This window comes from Intrasporangium chromatireducens Q5-1 (assembly GCF_000576575.1).
GTDB classification, from domain to species: Bacteria; Actinomycetota; Actinomycetes; order Actinomycetales; family Dermatophilaceae; genus Intrasporangium_A; species Intrasporangium_A chromatireducens.
Window position 1 is genome coordinate 1 of sequence record NZ_AWQS01000068.1, and the last position, 18,938, is coordinate 18,938.

The following is an 18,938-nucleotide window of genomic DNA, read 5'->3' on the forward strand; positions in this document are numbered from 1 at the left end:
CCGTCCGCCGACGCCGCTCGCCACTGGCCCGCGCGGCGCCCGCCGCGAACGCCCCGGCGGGGCGAGCGGGGCGACCCCTCGACGTGTCGGGCTCGTTCATGACTGGATCCTCTCGAAGACCCGGGAGATGGCAGCGATCGTCCCCGCGGCTGCCCCGGTCACGGCATCGCCGACCTCGTCCGCCCCCGGCACGGAGCGCCGCAGCCGGCTCGCGAAGTCCTCGAAGGCCGCCCGGGTCGAGTGGGTCGGCTCGAGCCCCAGCACCGTGCGCATGCGCGTCGTGTCGATCCCGCGGCCGAACGCGAGGAAGGCGATCTGGTCCGCCGAGAAGTCGGCCATGCCGGTCTGCCGGATCAGGCCGCCGACGGCCCCGGCCGCCTGGACCGGCACCGGCATGATCGGTCGACGCAGGATCGCCGCGCACTGGAGCAGCGTCACGAACCCGTCGCCGGCGACATTGACGATGCCGACAGAGGGTCCGGTCGTGGCCCGCACCATCGCCTCGGTGACGTCGGACTCGTGCACGAGCTGGAAGCGGGCGTCGTAGCCGAGCGGCACCGGGATCACCGGCAGGGAGAAGTAGTCGGTGAGGGCCGTGTGGATGCCGTGCCCGACGACGTTGGCGAACCGCAGCATGCTGATCTCGACGTCGGGGCGGCGGCGGGAGAAGCCTCGGACGTAGCCCTCGACCTCGACGGAGTCCTTGCCCCAGCCGGTGCGCGGCATGACCTTCGGGCTCATGTCCTCGGTGAAGACGGCCGGGTCCCGCGACGACGACCCGTAGATGCCGGCCGTCGACTTGACGACGAGGCGCTGCACGGACTCGGCCTTCTGGCAGGCGGCGAGCAGCTGCATCGTGCCGATGACGTTGATCTCCTTCTGCGTCGCCCGGCCGCCGGTGTCCTTCGGGGTCGCGATGACGTTCATGTGCACGACGGTGTCGACGCCCGCCTGGGCGATGATCCGCCCGATCATCGGGTTGCGGATGTCGGCCCGCACGAACTCCGCTCGGCCGATCGGGTGCGGCGGGGGCACGACGTCGACGGCGAGGATCCGCTCGATCGACGGGTCGGCCGACAGCCGGCGTGCGTAGAGCCCACCGAGGTAGCGCGAGACCCCCGTCATCAGCACGACCCTGGCCATCCGGCACCTCCTGCCCCCAGCTGACGCGGGCGCAGACCCGCTTCCCCGAGCCTACCCAGCACGGGCCGCTCCGCCGACGATCCCCACCATGATCGAGAGCACAATCCCCGCCATCGAGAGCACGATCCCGACGATCGAGAGCACGAGCCCGGGTTCTCGGAGAGCCCGAGAACGGAACGACCCCCGCCGCTGGGGCGAGGGCCGTGGTGTCGCGAGCGAGGCCCGCGGAAGATCACGCTGGGGTGATCACTTCTTGTTGCGACGCTGGTGGCGCGTCTTGCGCAGCAGCTTGCGGTGCTTCTTCTTCGCCATGCGCTTGCGGCGCTTCTTGATGACAGAGCCCATCGTTGTCCTCGATCCGTAGAAGGTGTGTGTGCCGACCTGCGTCGACCACCCGCCCTGACGGAAAGTCGAACTCCAATAGCCGAGCCGAGGACACAGCGTAGCGTGTGCGCAAGCCACGGCTCAAAGCGACGGGGCGCCCGGTCCGGATCGGACTGGGCGCCCCGTCGTCTGGCGAAACCGCTCACGCCGTGTCGATGTAGGACGTCCGCAAGTACTTGTGAACGGCGTCCTCGGGCACCCGGAACGACCTGCCCACCCGCACTGCGGGAAGCTCCCCGTTGTGGACGAGCCGGTACACCGTCATCTTCGACACGCGCATGATCGAGGCGACCTCGGCAACGGTTAGGAACCGCACCTCGGCGAGCTGACGCTCGTTCGACATGTTGAACCCCGATCTTCTCGGTTGCATCCGCGCGCCGTCGGCTTCCCCTCCGGCGGAGAGTCACGTGGATGCAGAATCACACCCTAGAGGCTGATGTGACACGAGGGGAAGTGGCTGGATCACCCGATTGTGGAAAAGCAAGTCGACACGCCGACGTGCCCACCCATCGCCTCCGAGAGCCAGCCCGGACGTCAGGGCGCCAGGCGGTGCAGGTCACGCGGGAAGAGGGCGACCTCTCGGACGTTCTCGGCCCCGACGACGCGGGCGACCCAGCGCTCGAGCCCGATGGCGAACCCGCCGTGCGGCGGCATGCCGTGACGGAACGCGTCGAGGTAGCCGCCGAGCGCCGTCGGGTCGATTCCGGCCCGCGCGACCGCCGCCGCGTAGTCCTCCGGGCGGTGCAGGCGCTGGCCACCGGTGGTCAGCTCGAGCCCCCGGAAGAGCAGGTCGAAGCTGTTGGAGCCTTCGAAGGTGTCCTCGGACCCAGCCACGCGGGCTTTCGGGGGGCACTTGGGGGGCGGAGCCCCCCAAGGGTGGGTGTAGAAGGGCCGCTTCGTCATCGGATAGCCCTCCACCGCAAGGAAGTCCGAGCCGTATGCCGCTCTCGCCCACTCTCCGAGCGCCCGCTCGTGCGCAGGGCTGAGGTCGGGCTCGTCGGGGTCGGCGCCCACCCGGGCGAGGGCGTCGCGGAAGTGGATGACCGGGAACTCGTCCGGCACCCGGGGAAGCTGCACGCCGAGGAGCGCAGCGGCCTCAGCGGCATACGTCTCGATGGAGGCGACCATGCCGGCGATCGCGGAGCGGAGGACCGCGAGGACGTCGCGGTGGTCGTGGATGAAGCCGAGCTCCGCGTCGAGCGAGGTGTACTGCGCGAGGTGCCGGACGGTGTCGTGCGGCTCGGCGCGGAAGACTGGGCCCACCTCGAAGACCCGCTCGAAGACGCCGACGAGCATCTGCTTGTAGAACTGCGGCGACTGCGCGAGGTAGGCGGGTCGGCCGAAGTAGTCGAGCTCGAAGACGTTCGCACCGGACTCCGTGGCCGTCTCGACGAGCTTCGGGGTCATCACCTCGGTGAAGCCGAGCTCGCCCAGGGCGCAGCGGAACCCGCGCATCGACGCCGCGGCGAGCTCCCAGGCCGCGCGGTGACGGGGATGGCGCAGGGTGACGGCGGCGTGGTCGAGGCGCGTCGGCAGACCCGCGCCGAACGTCGGCCGCCACAGCTCGGCCGGCGGTGGGGCTGCCGGCTCGGTCAGCACCGTGATGGCCGGCGCGACGAGCTCGGCGCCGCCCGGTGCGTCCGGGTTGTGGGACACCGTCCCACTGATCGAGACGACGCTCTCCTCGGTCAGCGCCTCGGCCTGGGCCACTGCGGCCGGGTCGCGGACGACGACCTGGGCGAGACCCGAGCGGTCGCGCACGACGAGGAAGGTCACCGACTTGAGGGTCCGGCGTCGGTGGACCCAGCCGGCGAGGCGTGCGGGCGCGCCGTCGGCCAATGCCGAGAGGTTGCGGGCAAGGACACGGTCGGGTGTCGGGATGTGCTGGTGCATGGTCACCTCCTGAAGGGTTGCGAGCCCCGGAGGTGCGGGCGATGGGGTGTGTCGCTGTGCCACCGCACCTTCGCCGTGGCGGGTTGCCACGGCCTCTGGCCATGCTCGGCTCGGGGGGTGTCAGTCCCGTCGTCGCCGTGGCGCCACGCTAGAGGGCGCGGCGGCTCCCCCGCACCCGGATTTCCCTCGCCCGTGCGGATTGTGCTCTCGATCGAGGGGGCGGGTCAGGAGAGCAGGGCGAAGAGGCGCACGACCGAGCCGACGAGCAGCACCGAGCCGCACCCGACGGCGAGCTGGCCGACCGTCCCGAGGAGCGCCGGCTGCAGCGCGAGGACCCGGCGGAAGGACCAGGACAGGGTGGCCGACGCCGCGCCGATCCCCAGCGCGCCGAGGACGGTCAGCTGGTCCGACCACGACGCAGCCAGGGCAGCGACCGCCATCCCGAGCAGCAGCACGACGAAGCCGAGGAAGGGACGGACGGCCCGCACCGGCACGAGCAGGTCGCCGACGACGCCGACGCCCGCGGCGACCATGGCGACGACGAGGACCGGTCGGGAGCCGGCGTCATGACCGCTTGCGACGAGCAGCGACCCGGACGCGAGGAGCACCAGCCCACCGAACGCGGCGACGAGGGTGAGCACCAGGCCGTCGCGCGGCGGTGGCCGGAGCAGCTGGTGGAAGAACGAGGCGACGATCCCGAGCGCCACCGCAGCGGGCAGCCAGCGCACGTCCTGCCGGACCGTGGCGGCGAGCATCCCGGCCGCCGCAAGGGCCAGCACGGCGGAGGATGCCGCCGGTGTGCGAGAGCCGCCGACGGCGGGCCAACCGGCGACCACGGCGAGAGCGAGCACGGCGACGACACCGAGGAGAGCGGCATACCCCGACTGCGCGGCGACGACGACGGCCACCGCGGCGACGAGAGTCGCGGCCACGGACCACGGGCGCAGGCGGTCACCGGACACGGGGGACAACGGTAGCCGCAAGGGCCCCGGGGGCTCGGGCGTGCCCTGCATGTCGGTCACTGCGGGATCCGTCGCCGGCGCCACTCAGCCTCCCGCGAACGGCGGCAGCACCTCGACCGTCGACCCGTCCTCGAGGAGGGCCGACCGGTCGGCCGACCGGCCATCGATGAGGAAGGTCGAGGCCTTCACCACGGTCGCGAGCGCCGGGTGCGCGTCGACGGCCGCGTCGAGGACACCGCCCAGCGTCCGGCCGGCATGACGCTCCGTCTCGGTGCCGGCCGCCTCCCGCGCCGCCGCCCAGAAGCGCACCGTCACCGTCGGCGTGCCGGGGACTGTCGACACCGCTACCTCCTGTGGGTCGTCTCGGGGGCCCGCCAAGGCCGACGGGCTGGTTCCAGTGTCGCCTATCCTGCTGCCAATGGCCCGGCTGCTCCTGCTGACGAACGCGCTCACCCCGAGCGCGGACGTGCTGCCTGCACTCGGGCTGCTCGGCCACGCGGTGCGGATCCTGCCCGCCGAGCCGACCGCCCTCGTCGACGCGCCGCAGGGCGACCTCGTGCTGGTCGACGCCCGCCGGGACCTCGCCGGGGCCCGATCGCTCTGCCGGGTGCTGCGCGCGACCGGCACCACCGCTCCGCTCCTGGCCGTCCTCACCGAGGGCGGCCTTGCCGGTCTCACGGCCGAGTGGGGTGTCGACGACGTCGTTCTCGACACCGCCGGGCCGGCCGAGGTCGATGCCCGGATCCGGCTCGCCCTGACCCGCAACCAGGGCGACGCCGACGAGCTCGAGGCGCCGATCACCTCCGGCGACCTCGTCATCGACGAGGCGAGCTACTCGGCCAAGCTCCGCGGCCAGCTGCTCGACCTGACGTACAAGGAGTTCGAGCTGCTCAAGTACCTCGCGCAGCACCCGGGACGGGTCTTCACCCGGGCCCAACTGCTGCAGGAGGTCTGGGGCTACGACTACTACGGCGGCACGCGCACCGTCGACGTGCACGTCCGGCGGCTGCGGGCCAAGCTCGGCCCGGACCACGAGTCGCTGATCGGCACGGTCCGCAACGTCGGCTACCGCCTGGTCGCCCCCACGGCCCCCTGACGCCCGGCTCTGCCCCGCCCGCCGCCAGCGCCGGTTCGAGGTATTTGCCGGACCCCACTGTCCGGTATTTACCTCGACCGAGGGGGCGCGCCTGCGGATTCGAGGTAATACCCGGACGCCGCCGACCGGCTTTTACCTCGAACCAAGCCACAAGCGAGAGGTATGCCGCTCAGCTTGGCGAGCTGGGCGGCATACCTCTGCGTTGGGCTGGGTTGAGCGTGCGGTCAGTTCCCCGTGATCCGGGTCAGAGCCCCAGGGGTGTAGCCGCCCTCAATCCCACTGAGGTAGTTGGCGAAGGCGTCGATGTCGAGGCCGCCGTAGTAGACGTTCGTTCCCTTCGTGAAGGTCGGGAACCCGTCGCCACCGCCCTGAAGGAAGTTGTTCGTGACGACGCGGTAGCTGGCGTTGTCGTCGAGGGGCTTCCCGTCGAGGGTCACCTCACCGAGCGTCGTCCCCGAGTAGCTGTACTGGAAGCCCTCCGACACCTGCAGGATCTTCCTCCTCTCTGCGTTCGTCCCGGACCACTGCTCGTTGAGGAGGTCCTTGATCTGGGCGCCGGTCAGGGTCAGCGACACGAGGTAGTTGCTGAACGGCTGCACGGTGAAGGCCTCGGAGAACGTGACGTCGCCTGGCGCCTCACCGTAGGGCGAGTTGGCGTAGGTGAGGTCGGCCCGGATGCCGCCGGGGTTCATGAACGCGATGACCGGCTTCTCACCACCGGTGACGACTGACGGATCCGCAAGCTGAGCGTCCGCGATGAGGTCGCCGAGCTGGGACTCGCCACCCGCGTTCTGCGTCCGGGTCACGTCGTCGTTGATGCGCCCGATGACCTTCGAGGCGATCGGCCTGACGTAGTCCTGGTACTCGGAGATGAGGGTAGTCTGTGCGGCGTTCTTCGGGACCGCCCGGTCGACGATCATGTTGCTGCTGGTCACCGTGCCGCGCAGGATGTCGCGGGTCTGGTAGTTGTACTTGAACTCGGTCTCGGTGAAGAGCCGCCCGAAGGAGGACGCCGACGTGACGAGCCGCGGCTGGCCCGCCGGGTCGGGGATGTTGCAGACGTAGGGCTGGTGTGTGTGGCCCGAGATGACCATGTCGATGGCCGGGTCGAGGTTCTTGGCGATGTCGATGATCGGCGAGGACCCCGGGATGAGCGCGCCGCCGTTGCCGCACGCCGCGTCGAACACCGGGCTGTTGGGGACCCCACCCTGGTGGATGAGCACGATGATGGCGTTGACGCCCTGCTTCTTCAGCTCCGGCACGAGCGCGTTCGCGGTCTTGACCTCGTCGGTGAAGGTCAGCCCGGCGACCCCGGCTGCCGTGACGATGTTCGGCGTGTCCTTCAGAGTCATCCCGATGAAGGCGATCTTGGCGCCGTTGACATCCTTCACGGTGTACGCCGGCAGGATCGTCTTGCCGCTCGACTTCTCGATGACGTTGGCAGCCAGGATGTCGAAGCTGGCACCCGGGAATTCCTTTTGGTCAGGGCACGAGTTCTGGTTGTTCTCGCCGTCTTGACCGTCGTCGAGGCAGCCGCCGTTCTGGAGCCGCTGGATCTCCTTGTAACCCTCGTCGAACTCGTGGTTGCCGACCGACGTGACATCGAGGCCCAGCTTGTTCATCGCGAGGATCGTCGGCTCGTCGTGGAACGCGGCCGAGAGCAGCGGCGACGCGCCGACGATGTCACCTGCCGCGACGGTGAGGGTGTTCGGGTGGCCCTGCCGGGCCTGGGCGAGGTGGGTCGCGAGGTACTCCACCCCGCCGGCGTCGACGGTCCCGCTCTTGGTCGTGATCCTGCCGCTGGAGCCGCTCGGGGGCTCGAGGTTGCCGTGGAAGTCGTTGAACGAGAGCAGTTGGATGTTGACGACGCCGTTCGGGCCGGCCTTGCCATTGCCCTTGCCGTGGCCGTTGTTGCCGTCGCCCGCGAAGGAGGGTGCTGCTGCCATCGCCAGGGCCGCGACGCCCGCGATGGTGGCGCCTGCCAGGCGCCGAGTTCGAGTCGACATGTGCAATGTCCCCTTTGTCTGGCTGGACGCCCACGCAGTCACCGTGGACGCTTGGGTCGGCGCCTCCCCGCGCCATCCCGGCAGACTAGAGCCTCAGCAACTTCCATGGGGACTTTGACGGTCCTGTGATGGAATCGCGGTATGTCCGACGTCACGATCGAGCGCCGTGGCGCAGGCGCACCCCTCACTCCCGCCGAGTCCCACGCGATCCTGCGGCTCGCCGAGCGGGCCCATGAGGCGGACGGCAGCGCGCCGTTGTCCGAGCAGTTCCGCATGTCGGTCGAGGCCCGCGACGGCGAGAACGTCACCCACTTCCTCGCGTATGCCGCTGACCGGGCTCTCGCGGGCTACGCACAGTCCCGCTCCGGCGGGGTGGATGAGGCGGCCTCGGCCGAGCTGGTCGTCGACCCGGACCACCGGGGCACCGGCGTCGGCGGTGCGCTGCTCGCCGAGCTGCCCGAGGACGTCCGGCTCTGGAGCCACGAGTCCGACGGCGCCGCAGAGGGGTTCGCGCGAGCGCAGGGCCTCGTCCCGATCCGCGAGCTGCACTTCATGGGTCGCTCGCTGACGTCGGGCACGCCGTGGCCCGCGGCGATCCTGCCCGACGGGCATGTCGTGCGGCGCTTCGAGCCCGGCCGGGACGAGCGAGAGTGGCTGCGCGTCAACGCTGCCGCCTTCGCGAACCACCCGGAGCAGGGCGCGCTCGGCCTGCCCGACCTCGAGCAGCGGATGGCGCAGCCCTGGTTCGAGCCGGACGGCTTCATCCTCGTCGTGCCGACGGACGAGCCGGACCGGATCGCCGCGTTCCACTGGACCAAGGTCGACCCGCCGAACGGCCGGCAGGGTGAGGTGTACGTCGTGGGCGTCGCCCCGGAGCGGCAGGGTCTGGGCCTCGGCAAGGCGGTGACCATCCTGGGTCTCGACCACCTGCGCGACGAGGGCCTCGACGATGTCGTCCTCTACGTCGACGACGACAACACGGCCGCGATGCACACCTACCGGCGGCTCGGGTTCGAGGACCGGCAGGTGCACCGGCAGTTCGCCCGCCCCTGACCCCGACGTGACGGTTACTGGCCCTTCGACGGTTCCCACGTCGGAGGCCACCAACCGACGTGACGGTTATTGGCCCTTCGACGGTTCACACGTCGAGAGGCCACGAACCGACGAGAGGCCACCAACCGACGAGCGGCCACTCCGGCTGTTCACCCACTCGTCACCATTCGGTGCCACGATGGGGCGCATGAGCACGAGCAGCCTCGAGCGGACGACGGACGACGAGCGCGAGACCGTCACCGACGCGCTCGTCGAGCCGGTCAGCTCGTTCGCCAGCGCCGTGCCGGCCCCTCGGCCGCCGGCCCGCGCGGCCAACGGTCGGTTCATCTCGACGGTGCCGGCGCCGGACGCCCAGCCGGTCCAGGAGGAGCTCCCCCCGGACCGCTACCTCGAGCGGGAGCTGTCCTGGCTGCAGTTCAACGAGCGCGTGCTCCAGCTCGCCATGGACCCCATGGTGCCGCTCCTCGAGCGGGTCCGGTTCCTCGCGATCTTCTCGAGCAACCTCGACGAGTACTTCATGGTCCGGGTCGCCGGCCTCAAGCGGCGCATCGCGACCGGTCTGGCGATGCGGACGGCGGCCGGTCTCGAGCCACGCGAGCTGCTCGACCGCATCGCGCGGGTCGCCCACGAGCTGACCGCCCAACAGGCCGACCTGTTCCAGCACGACGTCCGTCCCGCGCTCGAGGACGAGGGGATCGCGATCATCCGCTGGGACGAGCTCCACGAGGAGGCCCGCGAGCCGCTGCACTGGTTCTTCGCCGACCGCGTCTTCCCCGTGCTCACCCCGCTCGCCGTCGACCCAGCCCACCCCTTCCCCTACATCTCGGGCCTGTCGCTCAACCTGGCCGTGCTGCTCGAGAACCCCAAGACCGGCGTCGAGCACTTCGCCCGGCTGAAGGTCCCGCCGAACCTGCCCCGCTTCATCGAGATCGCCGACGAGCCGGACACCGAGCCGGAGGGCGGGGGCGAGCAGCGCAAGCGCTTCGTCCCCCTCGAGGACGTCATCGCTGCGCACCTCGACCAGCTCTTCCCGGGCATGACGGTCCAGGAGCACTTCACCTTCCGCGTCACCCGCAACGAGGACGTCGAGGTCGAGGAGGACGACGCCGAGAACCTCCTGACCGCGCTCGAGAAGGAGCTGACCCGGCGCCGGTTCGGTCCGCCGATCCGGCTCGAGGTCGAGGAGGACATGGACCCGCGGGTTCTCGACATGCTGACGAGCGAGCTGCAGATCAGCGACCGCGAGCTCTACCGGCTGCCGGCACCGCTCGACCTCACCGGGCTGCACGGGCTGACCGACGTCGACCGGTCCGACCTCGAGTACCCCAAGTTCGTGCCCCGCACCCATCCCGACTTCGCCCCGACCGAGAGCTCGAAGCCGGGCGACATCCTCGGCGCCATCCGGCACAAGGACGTCCTCGTCCAGCACCCGTACGACTCGTTCTCCACGTCCGTGCAGGCCTTCATCGAGCAGGCAGCCGCCGACCCCTACGTCCTCGCGATCAAGCAGACGCTGTATCGCACCTCCGGCGACTCGCCGATCGTCGACGCCCTCATCGACGCCGCGGAGGCGGGCAAGCAGGTGCTCGCCGTCGTCGAGATCAAGGCGCGCTTCGACGAGGTCAACAACATCTCCTGGGCGCGCAAGCTCGAGCAGGCAGGGGTGCACGTCGTCTACGGAGTGGTCGGGCTCAAGACCCACGCGAAGCTGTGCCTGGTCGTGCGGCAGGAGCCCGAGGGCCTGGTCCGCTACTGCCACATCGGCACCGGCAACTACAACCCCAAGACGGCCCGCGGCTACGAGGACCTCGGCCTGTTCACGTGCGACCCACAGGTCGGCGAGGACATGTCGCGGCTGTTCAACCAGCTGTCCGGCTTCGCCCCCCGCAGCAAGTTCAAGCGCTTCCTCGTCGCGCCGCGCAGCGTCCGCTCCGGCCTGATCGACCTCATCGAGGAGGAGGTCGCGATCCACGAGGGCCGCCGCAAGGGCGAGCCCGCGGGCCGGATCGCCATCAAGGTCAACGCCATGGTCGACGAGGCCATCATCGACGCGCTCTACCGGGCTTCGCAGGCCGGCGTGCACGTCGACATCTGGGTGCGGGGCATCTGCGCCATCCGCCCCGGCGTGCCCGGCTTGTCCGAGACGATCCGGGTCCGCTCCGTCCTCGGCCGGTTCCTCGAGCACTCCCGCGTCTTCTGGTTCGACCACGGCGGAGACCCGCAGGTCTACATCGGTAGCGCCGACATGATGCACCGCAACCTCGACCGGCGGGTCGAGACGCTCGTCCGGATCACCGATCCGGGGCACCTCGCCCAGCTCGACGAGCTCTTCGCACTCGGCTTCGCCGACTCGAGCTCACGCTGGGACCTCGGGCCGGACGGCCGGTGGGTGCGCCACGCGGTCGATGACCACGGCGAGCCCCTCGACAACATCCAGGCCAAGCTCAACGAGCGCCACGACAAGCGGCGCCGCAAAGCCCGACGCCGCTGACCGGTGCCCTCCCTCATCCCCGCCGCCGGGACCCTGCCGTGGCGCCGCCGCAAGGGGCGGCTCGAGGTCGCCCTCGTCCACCGTCCCAAGTACGACGACTGGTCGTGGCCGAAGGGCAAGCTCGACCCCGACGAGCTGGCCTGCGTGGCCGCGGCCCGGGAGACCCTCGAGGAGACCGGGCTGGGCGTGCGGCTGGGGCTCCCCCTGCCGGCGTCGGACTATCCGGTCCCGGATGGTTCCGGTGCCGTGGCGGCCAAGCACGTCGACTACTGGGCCGCCGTGGTCACCGGCGGCACCGGCCGGCTCGAGCACGAGATCGACGCGCTCGAGTGGGTCGACGTGCAGCGGGCCCACGACCGGCTCGACTACTCGCGGGACCGCGACCAGCTTCGCGCGCTCGTTCGCGCGGACCGCGAGTCGCGCCTCGACACGTGGCCGCTCGCGCTCGTCCGGCACGCCCGCGCCAAGGGCCGCGAGGACTGGCAGCGCGACGACCAGCTGCGCCCGCTCACCGCCACCGGAGCGCGACAGGCGGTGACCATCGCGGGGGTGCTGGCGGCATACGGCATCGCTCGTCTCGTCACGTCACCGTCCGTGCGCTGCCGCGCCACCCTCGAGCCGTATGCCGCTCAGGCGGGGCTGCGCCTGCACGTGAGGGAGGGCCTCTCCGAGGAGGGGTATGCCGCTGACCGGGCGCCCGCGGGACGGCACCTGTGCGCGTTGTTGCGTCGCGGCACGCCGGCCGCACTGTGCAGCCACGGCCCGGTCCTGCCCGACCTGCTCGAGCGGCTCGCTGCCCTCGTGCCGGGCGGGCACCCGTGCGCCGACGCGTGCCGAGAGGAGCTGGCCGGCGCCGCGGACGAGCGGATGCGCAAGGGTGAGGTGCTCGTCTGCCACCTCCGCGGCCGCGCCGAGACCGCCGCCGTGGTCGCGGTCGAGCGCATCACGACCTGAGCGGCCCGAAGTCGTCGCCCCCTGTTCACCTGCGGTTCACCCGAGTTGGCGGGCTGGTTACCCACGCGCCGTACCTTCGCGATTGGACGCAGAGCCGGCAGCGCCGCCGCAGCGCCCACCACGTCTTTTCCACCATCGAGAGGGATCAAGCTCGTGTCTGTTTCGCGTATCGGCGCCGTCAGCGCCATTGCCTTGGCTGGCGCCCTGGCGCTGTCCGCCTGCGCCACGGAGAACCCTGCCCCTGCCGGTAGCACCCAGGGCGCCGGTTCGTCCGCCTCCGCCGGCAACGTCGACTGCTTCAGCGGCGACCTCGCGGCCGAGGGCTCCACGGCACAGAAGAACGCCATCGCCCAGGCGATCAAGTCCTACCAGGAGGCGTGCGCGGACGCCACCATCGACTACAACGCGACGGGCTCCGGCTCGGGCATCAAGCAGTTCATCGCCAAGCAGGTGGCCTTCGCCGGGTCCGACTCGGCGCTCAAGACGACGCCGAAGGACGGCAAGGTCGAGGCCGAGGAGGCCAAGAACGCGTGCGGGTCCCCTGCCTGGAACCTGCCGATGGCTGCCGGGCCGATCGCGATCGCCTACAACGTGAACGGCGTCGACAAGCTGACACTTAACGGTGAGGTGGCGGCCAAGATCTTCAACGGCCAGATCACCACCTGGAACGACCCGGCCATCGCGGCCCTCAACAAGGGCGTCACCCTGCCCTCCACCCCGATCAAGGTCTACTTCCGCTCCGACGAGTCGGGCACGACCGAGAACTTCACCAAGTACCTCCAGGCCGCCGCTCCCAGCGTTTGGACCGCGGACCCGGGCAAGCAGTGGACCGGCAAGGGCGAGGGCAAGGAGAAGTCGGCCGGCGTCTCGGCCGCCGTCAAGAGCCAGGACGGTGGCATCACGTACGTCGAGTGGAGCTACGCCCAGCAGAACCAGCTGCACATGGCCGCCATCGACACCGGCAGCGGCCCGGTCGAGCTGACCGGCGAGACCGCCGGCAAGGCGATCGCCGCGGCGAAGCAGGTCGGCACCGGCAACGACCTCGCCCTCAAGCTCGACTACGGCACCAAGGAGGCGGGCGTCTACCCGATCGTCCTCGTCACCTACGAGATCGTCTGCTCGAAGTACGCCGACGCCGAGCAGGGCAAGAAGGTCAAGGCCTTCCTCAAGCACTACGCCTCCGCGGACGTGCAGAAGTCGCTCGAGCCGCTCGGCTACGCCCCGCTCCCCGCTGAGGTCCTGACCAAGGTCGACACCGCGGTGGACGCCATCTCCTGATGAGCACGACCTCTCTACCGACCCCGACCGGTCAGCCCACGGAATCCCGTGCCGCTGGCCGGTCGGGCCGTGCCGGGGACCGCCTCTTCAGCGGGGCGACGACGATCTCGGGGATCATCGTCATCGGGATCGTCACCCTCATCGGCGTGTTCCTCATCGCGCAGGCGATCCCAGCGCTGCTGCGGAACAACGCCAACTTCCTCACCAGCCGCGAGTGGTCGCCGGGCGGCGACCACCCCCGGTTCGGCATCCTCGAGTTCCTCTGGACGACGGTCACCTCGTCCCTCATCGCCATGGCCCTCGCCGTCCCGGTCGGGGTGGGGGTGGCCCTGTTCATCACGCAGTACGCGCCGCGGTGGCTGCGCCGTCCCGCGGCGAACCTCGTCGACCTGCTCGCCGCAGTGCCGTCGATCGTCTACGGCCTGTGGGGCCTGCTGACCTTCCGCGCGGTGATCCGCCCGTTCGAGCAGTTCCTCCAGCAGAAGTTCGGCTGGTTCCCGCTCTTCGCACCGACCCCCATCTCGGGCGGCACGATCTTCTTCATCGGGATCGTCCTGGCCATCATGATCCTGCCGATCGTGACGGCCCTCTCGCGCGAGGTCTTCGACCAGACGCCCGCGGCGCACAAGGAGGGGGCGCTGGCCCTCGGCGCCACGCACTGGGAGATGATCCGTACGTCGGTGCTGCCGTTCGGCAAGCCCGGCGTCATCTCGGCGTCCATGCTCGCCCTGGGTCGCGCGCTCGGCGAGACGATCGCCGTGACGTTCCTCGTGTCGGCGCTCGCAGGGGGCACGCCGTGGACGTGGTCGCTCTTCAACGGCGGTGAGACCTTCGCGAGCAAGATCGCCAACAACGCCGCGGAGTTCAGCAACCCCAACAAGACCGGCGCCTACATCGCCGCGGGACTCGTGCTCTTCGTGCTGACCTTCGTCGTCAACAGCATCGCCCGCGTCGTCATCGAGCGCAGGAAGGCCTTCTCGGAATGACGATGACCGCCCACGACGAGACGAGGCCGGGTGGCACCGGGTCGGGAGCCCGGCTGGGCACCACCGGTGGCACTGGCACGTCCACCACGCCGACCGATCCCGGGCGACGGGACCTCATCGAGAGCATGGACCGGCCCCACCGCGGGCGGGCCATCAAGGACCACGTGGCGAGGATCGTCATGTGGGGCTCCTTCGTGCTCGCCGTCGTCCCCCTGGTCTGGATCCTGTGGACGGTGGCCAGCAACGGCTTCCACATGATCACGACCTCGCTGTGGTGGACCGGCAACCAGCGCAACATCAACACGACGGACGCCGGCGGCGGCGCGCGGCACGCCATCGAGGGGACCCTCATCCAGGCCGGGGCGACGGCCGCGATCGCCGTGCCGATCGCGATCCTGACCGCGATCTACCTCGTCGAGTACGGCCGGGGGCGGCTCGCGCGGGTGATCAGCTTCATGGTCGACATCCTCTCGGGCGTGCCCTCGATCGTCGCGGCCCTGTTCATCTATGCCGTGTGGGTGACGACGTTCGGCATCGACCGCAATGGCTTCGCCGTCTCGCTCTCGCTCGTGCTGCTGATGATCCCCACGGTGACCCGCTCGACCGAGGAGATGCTCAAGCTCGTGCCGAACGAGCTGCGGGAGGCCTCCTACGCCCTGGGCGTGCCGAAGTGGGTGACCATCGTGCGGGTCGTGCTGCCCACGGCGTTCTCGGGGATCGTCACCGGTGTGCTGCTCGGTCTGGCCCGCGTCATGGGTGAGACTGCTCCCCTGCTGATCCTCGGGCCCTACACCAAGAACTTCCAGCGCGACCTGTTCAACGGCAACATGCCGACGCTGCCGACGATGATCAACGAGGACCGGAGCGACTTCGCCCTGTCAACCGCCGCCGAGCGGATGTGGGGCGCTGCCCTGACCCTGATCATCCTCGTCCTCCTGCTCAACCTCGCCGGCCGGTTCATCGCCCGCCGGAGCGCGGTCGCGAAGTGACGACCGCCGCCTCACCCCACGAAGGACAGCATTTCCATGGCAAAGCGCATCGACGTCAGTGACCTGAACGTCTACTACGGCGACTTCAAGGCGGTCGAGGGGGTCTCGATGACCGTCGAGCCCCGTTCGGTCACGGCGTTCATCGGCCCGTCGGGCTGTGGCAAGTCGACGTTCCTCCGCACCCTGAACCGGATGCACGAGGTGACCCCGGGCGGCCGGGTAGAGGGCAAGGTCATGCTCGACGACCAGGACCTCTACGCGCCGTCGATGGACCCGGTGCACGTCCGCCGGACGGTCGGCATGGTGTTCCAGCGCCCCAACCCGTTCCCGACGATGTCGATCTTCGACAACGTCGCCGCGGGTCTGCGTCTCAACGGCGTCAAGAGCCGCTCGACGCTCGAGGGCATCGTCGAGAAGTCGCTGCGCGGGGCAAACCTGTGGAACGAGGTCAAGGACCGCCTCAACAAGCCGGGCGCCGGCCTGTCCGGTGGCCAGCAGCAGCGGCTCTGCATCGCTCGCGCGATCGCGGTCCAGCCGCAGGTGCTCCTCATGGACGAGCCGTGCTCGGCCCTCGACCCGATCTCGACCCTGGCCATCGAGGAGCTGATCATCCGGCTGAAGTCGGAGTACACGATCGTCATCGTGACCCACAACATGCAGCAGGCGGCCCGTGTGTCGGACCGGACGGCATTCTTCAACATCAAGGCGACCGGCGAGCCGGGCAGGCTGATCGAGCTGGACGACACGGCGAAGATCTTCAACAACCCGAGCATGAAGGCGACGGAGGACTACATCTCCGGTCGGTTCGGCTGACCGACGAAGGCGCGAGGACCCGACCGAGCGCCAGCGAGGGAGGCCCGCAGCGCCGAGGAGGTCAGCCAAAAAGCACGGCTGACCGAGCCCGCTCGAGAGCCGCAGAAACGCAACACCCCGGGCCGTGGGTTCACGGCCCGGGGTGTTCGCGTTGGTGCACAGCGCTTCTCAGTGGTGCCAGAAGTAGGTCACGTACCAGGCGACGACGGCTGCGAGCGCGGCACCGGGGAAGGTGAAGATCCACGCGCCGACGATGTTGCCCGCGACGCCCCAGCGGACCGCCGACAGACGCTTCGTCGCGCCGACGCCCATGATCGCCGAGGTGATCGTGTGGGTCGTCGAGATCGGCGCGCCGAAGGCCATGCCCGCGACGTAGAGGATGCCGGCGGCGGTCGTCTCGGCCGCGAAGCCCTGCGGCGGCGTCAGGTGGATGATGCGCCGGCCGAGGGTCCGCATGATCCGCCACCCACCGGAGTAGGTGCCCAGCGAAATCACCAGAGCGGACAGCACCAGCACCCAGATCGGCACATGGCTGCCTTCGTGGTAGCCACCGACGGTCAGGGCGAGGACGACGACACCGACGGTCTTGGACGCGTCCTGGAGGCCGTGGCCGAACGCCATCGCCGCGGCGGATGCGGTCTGCGCCCAGCGGAAGCCGCGCTGCACCTTGCCGGGCTGGGCGCGCCGGAACAGCCAGAGGATCGCCGTCATCACGATGTAGCCGATGATGAGTCCGGCGATCGGCGAGACGACCATCGGGATGATGACGACGTTGAAGACGTTGGCCCACTTCACGCCGATGCCCGCGACGAGCGCGGCACCGCCCAGCCCGCCGATGAGGGCGTGTGAGGACGAGGAGGGCAGTCCGAGCCACCAGGTGAGCAGGTTCCAGCCGATCGCCCCCACGAGGGCGGCGCCGACGAGCCAGAGACCGCGGGTCCCGTTCGGCTGCTCGATGATGCCCGAGCCGATGGTCTTGGCCACCTTCGTGCCGAAGAAGGCTCCGACAAGGTTCGCGACGGCGGCCATGAACAGTGCCGCACGCGGCGTCAGGGCCCGCGTCGAGACGGACGTCGCGATCGCGTTGGCCGCGTCGTGGAACCCGTTCGTGTAGTTGAACCCCATCGCCAGCGTGATGACGATGGCGATCGGCAGCAGGTCCGTCACGGGCTATGACTCCTTGACGGCGATGCCCTCGACCATGTGGGCAACCTTCTCGAACGAGTCGGCTGCGTCCTCGAAGCCGTCGATGATTCCCTTGACCTTGATGATGTGGATCGGGTCGGCGCCGTTGTTGAACAGCTCCGCCAGCATCTTGCGGTGCAGCTCGTCGGCCTGGTTCTCGAGGCGGTTGATCTCGATCCAGTACGCGGACAGGTCCTTGAGCGAGCGCAGCTTGGGCATCGCGAGCGCGGTGACCTCGGCCATCCGGGAGAGGATCTCGAACTGGTCCCCGAGGCCGGCCGGTAGGTCCCCGATGCGATAGAGGACGATGAGGTCGGCGGCCTCCTCCATGTGGTCCATGCAGTCGTCGAGGTGCGCCGCGAGTCCGTGGATGTCCTCACGGTCGAAGGGCGTGATGAACGAGCTGTTCACGCGCTTGATGATCTCGTGCGTCGCGTCGTCGCCCTCGTGCTCGAGCTCCTTGAGCCGATCGGCGACGGGCTGGCGCTGGCTGGCGTCGACCTCGAGGAGCTTCGTGAGCTCCCGAGTTGCGTCGACGAGGAGGCTGGCTGATGTGGCGAAGAGCGAGTAGAAGCTCGTCTCCTGTGGGGTCAGGCGTAGGCCCACTTCATACTCCGGTCGTGTGACGGCTGGTCGGGACGATGCTATGCCGTCCGGTGCACTGCGGCGCAAACCGGAGGACGCCTCCCCGTCACCTCCTCGTCACCTGGCCGTCACTGGTCGGCCGTGTGACGGGGGCTGCCACCCTCGTCGGTGTCACCGTGCGGCACGGTCGGGGAGCCCGTGCCGGTGGACGCGTCAGCCGGCTGCCCCTGCTGGCGGCGCAGCCCGAGCAGGACGTCCACCTCGTCGGGCGTGAAGTGCCGGTCGGTGCTCGAGGCCGCCACGACCAGATCGCTCACGAGCTCGATCTCGTCGCGCAGGTCGGTGTCGAGAAGATCCTTGGCCCCCTCGTCCTCACGCGTCATGGGACAAATCTAGGGGCTGGACGGGACCCGGCGGAGCGTTAGTCCCCAGCCCATCACTCTCAGTGTTGCGTCGGGCCGGGAGCGCCTCTCGGCACAGGGCCGCTCGGAGCGGCAGAATTTGGGACCCGGGGCTACCGCGGCCCGACGCGCGTTCCAGAATAAGGGGCGCTTCGACGATCTCCAAAGATCTCCGAGGTTGTCCACAGCCTCAAGCGAGCTCACCAGTGCGCCACAGCTCGGCGCACGCGGCGAGGTCGCCGGCCATGGTCAGCAGGTTCGCCGCCCCTTCCGCCGTGGCGTCTCCCTCGTCGATGTCCGCGCGTCCTGCGGACACGACCCGGCAGAAGGCTGCGGCCCGCTCGAGCGCGACGGCGAGGTCGCCGTCGAAGACGCCCCGGAGGATCTCGTCGCTGACCCTACGCACCTCGTCGGGGCCGGGCGGCTCCGCCGCCCCCGCGACGACGTGGTTCGGGCCGGTGAACCGGACCCCAGCGGCATACTCGCGGCTGGCCTGCTCGGGAGCGCGCCGCACCCACTCATGCAGGACGTAGAGCCGCCACAGGGCACCGGGCAGCGAGCGGGCGGGGCGCTCGGACCACAGCTCGGCGACGGTCGACAGGCCGATCTCGTCGACGAGCTCGACGAGACGGTTCGTCAGCCCGGGGTCGTGACCGGCCCGGCCCGCCCGGACGAGCACGGCGGCCGTGGCATGAGAAGCCCTGTGTCAAGCCGCTTGC

General features: G+C 70.0%; 19 protein-coding genes. 8 read left to right on the forward strand and 11 right to left on the reverse strand.

Annotated features, from left to right (window positions below):
- Positions 1–96: 96 nt before the first annotated feature.
- From N864_RS10115 to N864_RS10135, 6 genes are all read right to left on the reverse strand, one after another.
- Entirely contained in the window at positions 97–1,143 is a 1,047-nt protein-coding gene (locus N864_RS10115; protein WP_034716105.1) for an NAD-dependent epimerase/dehydratase family protein, read from the reverse strand.
- Positions 1,144–1,389: 246 nt separating this feature from the next.
- A complete protein-coding gene (locus N864_RS24140) occupies positions 1,390–1,488 on the reverse strand; it encodes a 30S ribosomal protein bS22 (RefSeq protein ID WP_003792170.1) in 99 nt (32 codons plus the stop codon).
- A gap of 181 nt (positions 1,489–1,669) precedes the next feature.
- A complete protein-coding gene (locus N864_RS10120; RefSeq protein WP_034716108.1) occupies positions 1,670–1,870 on the reverse strand; it encodes a helix-turn-helix domain-containing protein in 201 nt (66 codons plus the stop codon).
- A 191-nt stretch (positions 1,871–2,061) separates the two neighbouring features.
- Positions 2,062–3,420 (reverse strand): aspartate--tRNA(Asn) ligase, encoded by a 1,359-nt coding sequence (gene aspS, locus N864_RS10125; RefSeq protein ID WP_034716110.1) that lies wholly within the window; start codon positions 3,418–3,420, stop codon positions 2,062–2,064.
- 224 nt (positions 3,421–3,644) lie between these two features.
- Positions 3,645–4,382 carry a hypothetical protein gene (locus tag N864_RS10130; protein WP_051518426.1) on the reverse strand — a complete coding sequence of 246 codons (738 nt, stop codon included), beginning with the start codon at positions 4,380–4,382 and terminating at the stop codon, positions 3,645–3,647.
- An 84-nt stretch (positions 4,383–4,466) separates the two neighbouring features.
- Positions 4,467–4,724 (reverse strand): MoaD/ThiS family protein, encoded by a 258-nt coding sequence (locus N864_RS10135; protein WP_240474284.1) that lies wholly within the window; start codon positions 4,722–4,724, stop codon positions 4,467–4,469.
- A 76-nt stretch (positions 4,725–4,800) separates the two neighbouring features.
- Here N864_RS10135 and N864_RS10140 point away from each other — a divergent pair, with 76 nt between their 5' ends.
- The gene (locus N864_RS10140) at positions 4,801–5,478 is read left to right on the forward strand and encodes a response regulator transcription factor (RefSeq protein ID WP_034716112.1); all 678 of its coding nucleotides are present in this window, start codon (positions 4,801–4,803) and stop codon (positions 5,476–5,478) included.
- Positions 5,479–5,702: 224 nt separating this feature from the next.
- Here N864_RS10140 and N864_RS10145 read toward each other — a convergent pair whose 3' ends face one another.
- A complete protein-coding gene (locus tag N864_RS10145) occupies positions 5,703–7,484 on the reverse strand; it encodes a bifunctional metallophosphatase/5'-nucleotidase (RefSeq protein ID WP_034716114.1) in 1,782 nt (593 codons plus the stop codon).
- 141 nt (positions 7,485–7,625) lie between these two features.
- Here N864_RS10145 and mshD point away from each other — a divergent pair, with 141 nt between their 5' ends.
- From mshD to pstB, 7 genes are all read left to right on the forward strand, one after another.
- Positions 7,626–8,537: a mycothiol synthase gene (mshD, locus tag N864_RS10150; protein ID WP_051518427.1), complete on the forward strand. Its 912-nt coding sequence runs from the start codon at positions 7,626–7,628 to the stop codon at positions 8,535–8,537.
- 178 nt (positions 8,538–8,715) lie between these two features.
- Positions 8,716–11,028: an RNA degradosome polyphosphate kinase gene (locus N864_RS10155; protein WP_034716116.1), complete on the forward strand. Its 2,313-nt coding sequence runs from the start codon at positions 8,716–8,718 to the stop codon at positions 11,026–11,028.
- Between the two features lie 3 nt (positions 11,029–11,031).
- Entirely contained in the window at positions 11,032–11,982 is a 951-nt protein-coding gene (locus tag N864_RS10160) for an NUDIX hydrolase (RefSeq protein ID WP_034716118.1), read from the forward strand.
- Between the two features lie 153 nt (positions 11,983–12,135).
- Positions 12,136–13,260 (forward strand): phosphate ABC transporter substrate-binding protein PstS, encoded by a 1,125-nt coding sequence (gene pstS, locus N864_RS10165; protein ID WP_034716120.1) that lies wholly within the window; start codon positions 12,136–12,138, stop codon positions 13,258–13,260.
- Complete coding sequence (gene pstC, locus N864_RS10170) at positions 13,260–14,246, forward strand: phosphate ABC transporter permease subunit PstC (RefSeq protein WP_034716122.1); 987 nt, start codon at positions 13,260–13,262, stop codon at positions 14,244–14,246. The genes pstS and pstC overlap by 1 nt, the downstream gene beginning before the upstream one ends.
- A gap of 125 nt (positions 14,247–14,371) precedes the next feature.
- The gene (gene pstA, locus N864_RS10175; protein WP_081793664.1) at positions 14,372–15,235 is read left to right on the forward strand and encodes a phosphate ABC transporter permease PstA; all 864 of its coding nucleotides are present in this window, start codon (positions 14,372–14,374) and stop codon (positions 15,233–15,235) included.
- A 36-nt stretch (positions 15,236–15,271) separates the two neighbouring features.
- Positions 15,272–16,048, forward strand: coding sequence for a phosphate ABC transporter ATP-binding protein PstB (pstB, locus tag N864_RS10180; RefSeq protein WP_034716124.1), 777 nt, complete (start codon positions 15,272–15,274; stop codon positions 16,046–16,048).
- A 168-nt stretch (positions 16,049–16,216) separates the two neighbouring features.
- Here the strand turns inward: pstB and N864_RS10185 are convergent, their stop codons facing one another.
- The 4 genes from N864_RS10185 to N864_RS10200 form a co-directional block, all read right to left on the reverse strand.
- Positions 16,217–17,173 (reverse strand): inorganic phosphate transporter, encoded by a 957-nt coding sequence (locus tag N864_RS10185; RefSeq protein WP_051518429.1) that lies wholly within the window; start codon positions 17,171–17,173, stop codon positions 16,217–16,219.
- A 45-nt stretch (positions 17,174–17,218) separates the two neighbouring features.
- Positions 17,219–17,839, reverse strand: coding sequence for a DUF47 domain-containing protein (locus N864_RS10190; protein ID WP_034716128.1), 621 nt, complete (start codon positions 17,837–17,839; stop codon positions 17,219–17,221).
- A 107-nt stretch (positions 17,840–17,946) separates the two neighbouring features.
- A complete protein-coding gene (locus tag N864_RS10195; protein WP_034716130.1) occupies positions 17,947–18,201 on the reverse strand; it encodes a hypothetical protein in 255 nt (84 codons plus the stop codon).
- 208 nt (positions 18,202–18,409) lie between these two features.
- Positions 18,410–18,898 (reverse strand): hypothetical protein, encoded by a 489-nt coding sequence (locus N864_RS10200; RefSeq protein ID WP_338033633.1) that lies wholly within the window; start codon positions 18,896–18,898, stop codon positions 18,410–18,412.
- Positions 18,899–18,938 lie beyond the last annotated feature (40 nt).